Genomic DNA, 7,289 nt, shown 5'->3' on the forward strand with positions numbered 1-7,289 from the left:
ATAAGGGTTTATAAATCATGAAAATGTCACGTCGTGCTTATGCCGAAATGTTTGGACCGACTGTAGGAGATCGTGTTCGTCTAGCTGATACTGAATTATTCATTGAAGTCGAACAGGATTTCACCACTTATGGTGAAGAAGTTAAATTTGGTGGCGGCAAGGTCATTCGTGATGGTATGGGTCAATCACAACTTTTGTCATCTGAAGTGGCTGACACTGTCATTACAAATGCGCTGATTGTCGACTGGTGGGGCATTGTTAAAGCAGATATAGGCTTAAAAAATGGTCGAATCTGGAAAATCGGTAAAGCCGGTAATCCGGATATTCAGCCAAATATTACTATTCCACTTGGCGCGGCTACAGAAGTCATTGCTGGCGAAGGACAAATATTAACAGCTGGCGGAATTGATACCCATATTCACTGGATCTGTCCGCAGCAAGTTGAAACGGCACTGATGTCTGGCACAACCACGATGGTCGGCGGCGGTACAGGTCCGGCAGCTGGAACTTCTGCGACAACCGTGACTCCAGGGCCTTGGCATATTGCCACAATGCTACAAGCGATTGATGATTTACCAATGAATATTGGTTTATTGGGTAAAGGTAACTTGAGCCAGCCAGAGCCAATTGCAGAACAAATTAAAGCTGGTGTAGTGGGTTTAAAATTGCATGAAGATTGGGGCTCGACACCAGCAGCGATTGATAGCTGTCTGACTGTAGCCGACCAGTACGATGTGCAAGTCGCCATCCACACTGACACACTAAACGAAAGTGGCTTTCTGGAAGAAACTTTGGCAGCTTTTAAAAATCGAACCATTCATACTTACCATACCGAAGGTGCAGGTGGCGGACATGCGCCGGACATTTTAAAAGCCATTGGTCAACCGAATGTATTGCCATCTTCAACTAATCCCACCCGTCCATATACCGTCAATACCATTGATGAACATCTGGACATGTTGATGGTTTGTCATCATCTCGATCCAGCGATTGCAGAAGATGTGGCATTTGCAGAAAGTCGTATCCGCCGTGAAACCATTGCTGCAGAAGATATATTGCAGGATATGGGCGCGATTGCCATGATGTCATCAGACTCTCAGGCGATGGGACGTGTCGGTGAAGTAATTTTACGGACTTGGCAAACGGCGCATAAAATGAAAGTGCAACGTGGGCCTTTGGAAGGTGACACTGCCTATAAAGACAATAACCGGGTCAAACGTTATATCGCCAAATATACGATTAATCCGGCCATTACTCATGGTTTGAGCCACGAAATTGGCTCTGTTGAAGAAGGTAAATTGGCTGATCTGGTATTGTGGAAACCTGCATTCTTTGGAGTCAAACCATCCATGATTATTAAGGGCGGGATGATTGCAGCAGCGCCGATGGGTGATATTAATGCGTCTATTCCAACGCCACAGCCTGTGCATTACCGTCCGATGTTTGGGGCTTATCCGCGTGGTGTACATAACACCTGTATTACGTTCTTGTCGAAAGTTGCAATTGAGAATGGCGTACATGAAAAATTAGGTCTGAAAAAGTTGATTTCACCATGTAAGGCGACGCGCCAGGTAACTAAACAGGATATGAAACATAATAGTTATTGCCCTGTGATGGAAGTGCACCCAGAAACTTATGAAGTTCGTGCAGATGGTGTGCATCTGATCTGTGAACCTGCGGAAGTGCTGCCAATGGCTCAACGTTATTTCTTGTTTTAACTGAATAAATAGATCAAGATGTCATCTTTACTACTATATCATGAGGGTGAAGATGACTTTTAAATTCGAAAGTCAGGAATTTAAGTCCACCTTTGAACAGGTCGAATTAATTGCAAAGAAGATAATAGAAACTGAAAATAATTCTAATGAAATTGTAAATATAGCTATCCACTTTTTGTCTGCTGCGCAGGTATTAAATATAAATACTGATCTTAGTGAATTCGATAAAATAATTGAATATAGTAGAAAACAACCAGTATCAAATTTCGTATCAGAAATTGGTAAAGCACTTAAGGTTTATAAAGACACTAAGCAAGATAGCGATCTCCTTTATCTATTTGAACTGAGTTTGAATCTCATCAATATTTATTTTTCTGAGCTTACATTTATCTTAGGCGGAGTAAATGGTTCTATATCCATAGAAGTATCTAGCGTTAGCACCTTTGTAAGTGAAAAATATTTAAAACATCCCAAATTCGGTAGATATGTAAAATTTGCGGAAAGAGATTTACCATTTCAAATTTTTAAAGAGTTATTTCATTCAAGTAAAATTAAAAATTTAACTGAATTAAATAGCAATTTAAAACAAGCAAGTGAGTTGTTAGAAAAATGGGAAAAGTCATTTGAAATTAAGAAAAATACAGTTTTTCAATTGGAGCAAAAATTAGCAGAAACTAAATTAACATATGACTTTTTAGGTTTAAATAAAGGATTTCAGCAGCTTTACGAACAAAAAAAGGATGAATTAAAAGCAGCAAAAAATACATACGGATTCGTTGCAACAACAATGTTCACAATCCCTTTTGCTGAGTTTGTAGCCCTGGTTGCAGCTTTCTTCTATTTTGATGGAAAAATACCTTCTAATATGTGGTTAGTTTCAATTCCATTTATTACTCTGATTTTAATAACTTTATATTTACTAAAAATCTCTCTTCAGGATAAACGTGCTATTCAATCTCAAATGATGCAACTTGAACTCCGTATGGCGTTATGCCAGTTTATTCATAATTATGCTGAGGATTCAGAGACATTACATAAGAAAAATTCAGTAGGTTTTGAAAAATTTGAGAATATTATTTTTTCTCCACTTGTCTCATCTGACGATAAGATTCCAACTACATTTGATGGTATGGAACAGTTGGCAAAACTAATAGGTGAATTTAGAAGAAATTAAATGATCCTTTTTGGCGCATAAATTGCTTGTCACGCTTATTCAATTTTACTGTTTGATATAATACATCAGGGATTAAACGTGACCAGTACCTATCTACGCGGACAAGAACTCATAGATCAAATTCGAAACCAGCCTTATTCACGTGACTTGATTGGCTATCATGGTGATGTACCTAAAGTAGAATGGCCCAATCAGGCCCGTGTCGCAGTTCAGTTTGTACTGAATTATGAAGAAGGCGGTGAAAACCACGTTGAACATGGTGATGCCGGTTCAGAACAGTTTCTATCTGACATTATTGGCGCAGCCAGCTTTCCAGACAAACATATGTCGATGGATTCCATGTATGAATATGGCTCGCGTGCAGGTTTCTGGCGTATTCATAACGAGTTTAAAAAGCGTAATCTGCCGATGACCATTTTTGGGGTTGGGATGGCTTTAATCCGTAATCCTTATATAGTCGAAGCGATTAAAGAAACCAATTATGATGTAGTGTCACATGGTCAGCGCTGGGTGCATTATCAGGATATGCCAATTGAGCTTGAACGCCAGTATATGGATCAGGCAATTAGCGTACTGGAAACCTTGTTCGGCAAAGCACCGATTGGCTGGTATACCGGTCGGGATAGTCCAAATACCCGTCAATTACTGGCTGAATTTTCTCAGATTCAATATGACTGCGACAACTATGGAGATGACTTGCCATTCTGGAGCACATTAACCAATCAGGCAGGTGAAACACGCCCTCATTTGATCATCCCCTATACTTTAGAAAGCAATGATATGAAATTTAGCTCACCGGGCGGCTTTAATAGCGGGGAACAATTCTATCAATATTTAAAAGATGCCTTTGATGTGCTCTATGCGGAAGGTGAAACTGAACCAAAAATGCTATCGATCGGGATGCATTGTCGTATTTTAGGGCGGCCGGGACGCTTCAAAGCCCTACAAAAGTTCCTCGATTATGTGCAAGGTCATGAAAAGGTGTGGATTTGCCGACGGGGTGATATTGCAGCACATTGGTATAAATATCACGCACCAAACTGAGAAAAATATATTAAAAAAGAGAACCTTGAGTTCTCTTTTTTTGCTTTATACATCATATAAAAATATAAGATCAAGACGATTTGGCACTGTTATTGCAAAACCTGTACTGAACAAAAAATGAATATCATCAGGCGATTTAATAGTGCAACTCGTTGAATTTAATCAGGCATCTCTAGAAGAGGCCATTACCTTTTTAAAGCACTGTGTGCAAATACCGAGCTGGTCGACCCAGATTGAAGCAAAGCGTCCTTATACATCTGTTGAAGATGTATTGAATATAGCCAGACAACAGGCTACAACCTGGACCTGGGACGAAATCAAAGCAGCTTTGGATAATCATCCACGTATTGGTGAAAAAAAGGCACAGGCTGAATTAAGCGAAGTTGAAAAAAACTTTTCCAATCGTGAACAGGCTGCGATAACTCAGGACGAAGCAACTCAGCAAGCTTTGCTAGAAGGCAATATCGCGTATGAAAAAAAATACGGCTATATCTTCCTGATTAAAGCGGCTGGTTTAAATAGCCAAGAAGTGCTGAATGCCTTGAAAGACCGTTTAGTTAATGATCCGGAAACCGAAAAAGGTATTGTCCATACGCAACTGGCGGAAATCGCTTTATTAAGACTGTCACAGGAGCTGCAAGCATGATCAGCACTCATATTTTAGACACGCATCTCGGCAAACCTGCAGCACACGTTTTGATCAAACTTTTTGATGAAGAAGGTGCCTTACTCGGTAAAGCATTTACCAATGCAGATGGTCGAGTCACAGATTTTGGTTTAACCGAATTTGAGGAAGGTAAATACAGTCTTGAATTTGCTACTTCTGATTATTTTGAAGGCTTAGGTCTAGAAACTTTCTTTCCTAAAGCAGTCATTCATTTTCAGGTGAAAGATGCCTCTCAGCACTTTCATATTCCTTTACTGATCAGCCCATTCGCGTACTCCACATATCGCGGAAGCTGATTTTTTTATTCAAGCTTTAAGGGAGAGAAAAAGAATGACAGAACAAAGCACAAACATTTCACCAGAACATGAATATCTGGGCGCAGGCAAAAGTGCAGCCTATGGCTTGCAACATGTATTGACCATGTACGGTGGTATTATCGCACCACCACTCATTGTGGGTACTGCCGCAGGTTTGGAAGCTACACAAATCGGTTTATTGATTGCGGCTGCATTGTTTGTTGGCGGTCTGGCTACGATTTTACAAACCATTGGAGTGAAATATATCGGGGCTAAATTGCCACTGGTACAAGGGGTTTCCTTCGCGGGTGTGGCGACGATGGTGGCGATTGTAACTACAGGTGGCGGCTTATCAGCTGTTTATGGTGCAGTCATCATAGCTTCATTAATTGGTTTCTTCCTTGCGCCTTATTTTTCTAGAATTATCCGTTTTTTCCCGCCAGTCGTGACCGGCTGTGTGATCACGATTATCGGTTTATCACTTTTACCCGTAGCCGTTCGCTGGATGATGGGGGGCAATAAAAATGCACCTGAATGGGGAAGCGTTGAAAATATCAGTTTGGCCGTGATGACTTTAGCTATTGTGATCTGTCTAAACTTGAGCAGAAATGCCTCGATTCGTCGCTTATCTATTTTATTGGCGATCGTATTGGGTTCAGTGCTGGCTTATCTGTTTGGTTTTGGCGATTTTAGTAAAGTCGGCAATGGTGCATGGGTACAATTTCCGAGTTTCTTTGCTTTCGGCATGCCAACTTTTGAACTCAGTGCAATCATTTCCATGCTGATCGTGACGCTGGTGATTATGACTGAAACAACGGCTGATATTATTGCTGTAGGTGAAATTGTTGGAACCAAAGTAGATTCAGAACGTATTTCCAATGGTCTGCGTGCAGATATGTTCTCAAGTGCAGTTGCACCGATTTTTGGTTCATTCATGCAAAGTGCTTTTGCACAAAACGTCGGGCTGGTTGCCATTACCGGGATTAAAAGCCGTTTTGTGGTCGCTGCTGGCGGTATGATTTTAGTGGTTTTGGGATTACTTCCAATTATGGGCCGACTAATCGCCGCAATTCCGGTTCCGGTACTTGGTGGTGCAGGATTGGTGCTATTTGGTACAGTGGCTGCGAGTGGTATCCGCACCTTGGCGAAAATAGATTATAACGAGCAGAAAAATCTGATTATTGTTGCAACTTCAATTGCAGCAGGCATGATCCCGATTATTGACTATTCTTTCTATGCCAATTTCCCTAAATGGTTCCAAACCCTGTTCCATTCTGGCATCAGTTCAACCTGTTTAATGGCGATCCTTTTAAACATTCTGTTTAATCATCTGCCAATGTTTAAGTCAAAAACAGAGGTTCCGGAAAAAGTCGCAGAAACGCTGCATTAAAGTTTGATTTCCTCCATATGCCCATGCCAGTCATGGGCTTTTTTATCAAAAATTAAAAAAGTTGGCTTTGTTCTTGCTTAATCCAGAATGAGATTTTTAATTCCATTGGGGAACCTTATTTATGAAATTTACTCAAGTTGCTGCTGCAACATTACTTGCATTGGGTGCAGCATCTGCACAGGCAAAACCAGTCTGGCAGGATTTTAGCGTTACTGGGCTTTATGGGGAAAACTATGAAGTTGTAGATGAAAAACAGGCAACCCTAACTGTTGAATACGCTGCAAAAGTTAAATATGCAGATGTCTTCTTTTTCATTGACCGTATGCGTGGTTCCGATGATATTAAATCAAGCTATTTTGAATTTTCACCACGTTTAAGTCTGGGTGAAGTTTCAGGCCAAAAGCTGGCATTTGGTCCAGTGAAAGATGTTTTGGTGGCAACGACTTGGGAAGGTGGTGAAGGTTTTGATAACTTCCTGTACGGTGTAGGTTTCGACCTGGCTATTCCAAAATTCAATTATGCCAGCGTGAATCTTTATCGTGTAAATAACGAAAATATGGAAGATGACTATCAGCTCACCTTGACTTATGGTGTGCCATTTAAATTGGGTACTGAAGAATTCCTGGTAGATGGCTTCCTGGACTGGTCAACTGCTGAAGATGATCATGCGAGCGAGATGAACTGGACGACTCAGTGGAAATGGAATGTCGGCAAGCACATTTCTCCAGATACCAATTTATATCTCGGTATTGAGCATTCGGTCTGGAATAACAAATACGGTATTCCGGACGCAGATGAAAATAACGTGAGTGCTTTAGTGAAATATCACTTCTAAGAAAAATAAATTAGAAATTTAAAAGCCCTTATTGATAAGTAATGCCAGTCAGTTAAGCAAATTTTAGTAAAATGTAGTAAAAATGAGTGTATGTAAATACGCTCATTTTTTTATGTCTTTATCTGAACATTTAGAATCCACTCTTGAACATTCTCTCCCATCACT

7 protein-coding genes are annotated in these 7,289 nt (G+C 40.4%); all 7 read left to right on the top strand.

The window, feature by feature from the left end:
* The first annotated feature begins 17 nt into the window (after nt 1-17).
* The 7 genes from ureC (at nt 18) to FTV18_RS12480 (ending at nt 7,124) form a co-directional block, all read left to right on the top strand.
* Nucleotides 18-1,718, top strand: coding sequence for an urease subunit alpha (gene ureC / locus FTV18_RS12450; protein ID WP_180018262.1), 1,701 nt, complete (start codon nt 18-20; stop codon nt 1,716-1,718).
* Nucleotides 1,719-1,770: 52 nt separating this feature from the next.
* Complete coding sequence (locus FTV18_RS15760) at nt 1,771-2,892, top strand: hypothetical protein (RefSeq protein ID WP_179992542.1); 1,122 nt, start codon at nt 1,771-1,773, stop codon at nt 2,890-2,892.
* Between the two features lie 78 nt (nt 2,893-2,970).
* Nucleotides 2,971-3,936 carry an allantoinase PuuE gene (gene puuE / locus FTV18_RS12460; protein WP_180018260.1) on the top strand — a complete coding sequence of 322 codons (966 nt, stop codon included), beginning with the start codon at nt 2,971-2,973 and terminating at the stop codon, nt 3,934-3,936.
* A 142-nt stretch (nt 3,937-4,078) separates the two neighbouring features.
* Nucleotides 4,079-4,582 (top strand): 2-oxo-4-hydroxy-4-carboxy-5-ureidoimidazoline decarboxylase, encoded by a 504-nt coding sequence (gene uraD, locus FTV18_RS12465; RefSeq protein WP_180018258.1) that lies wholly within the window; start codon nt 4,079-4,081, stop codon nt 4,580-4,582.
* Nucleotides 4,579-4,899: a hydroxyisourate hydrolase gene (gene uraH / locus FTV18_RS12470; RefSeq protein WP_034704325.1), complete on the top strand. Its 321-nt coding sequence runs from the start codon at nt 4,579-4,581 to the stop codon at nt 4,897-4,899. The genes uraD and uraH overlap by 4 nt, the downstream gene beginning before the upstream one ends.
* 34 nt (nt 4,900-4,933) lie before the next feature.
* Nucleotides 4,934-6,289, top strand: a complete 1,356-nt coding sequence (locus FTV18_RS12475; protein ID WP_180018255.1) for a nucleobase:cation symporter-2 family protein — start codon at nt 4,934-4,936, stop codon at nt 6,287-6,289.
* A gap of 121 nt (nt 6,290-6,410) precedes the next feature.
* Nucleotides 6,411-7,124: an outer membrane protein OmpK gene (locus FTV18_RS12480; protein WP_004785842.1), complete on the top strand. Its 714-nt coding sequence runs from the start codon at nt 6,411-6,413 to the stop codon at nt 7,122-7,124.
* The last annotated feature ends 165 nt before the right edge of the window (nt 7,125-7,289 follow it).

Origin of the sequence: Acinetobacter sp. YH12241, assembly GCF_013417535.1 — a bacterium.
GTDB lineage: Bacteria > Pseudomonadota > Gammaproteobacteria > Pseudomonadales > Moraxellaceae > Acinetobacter.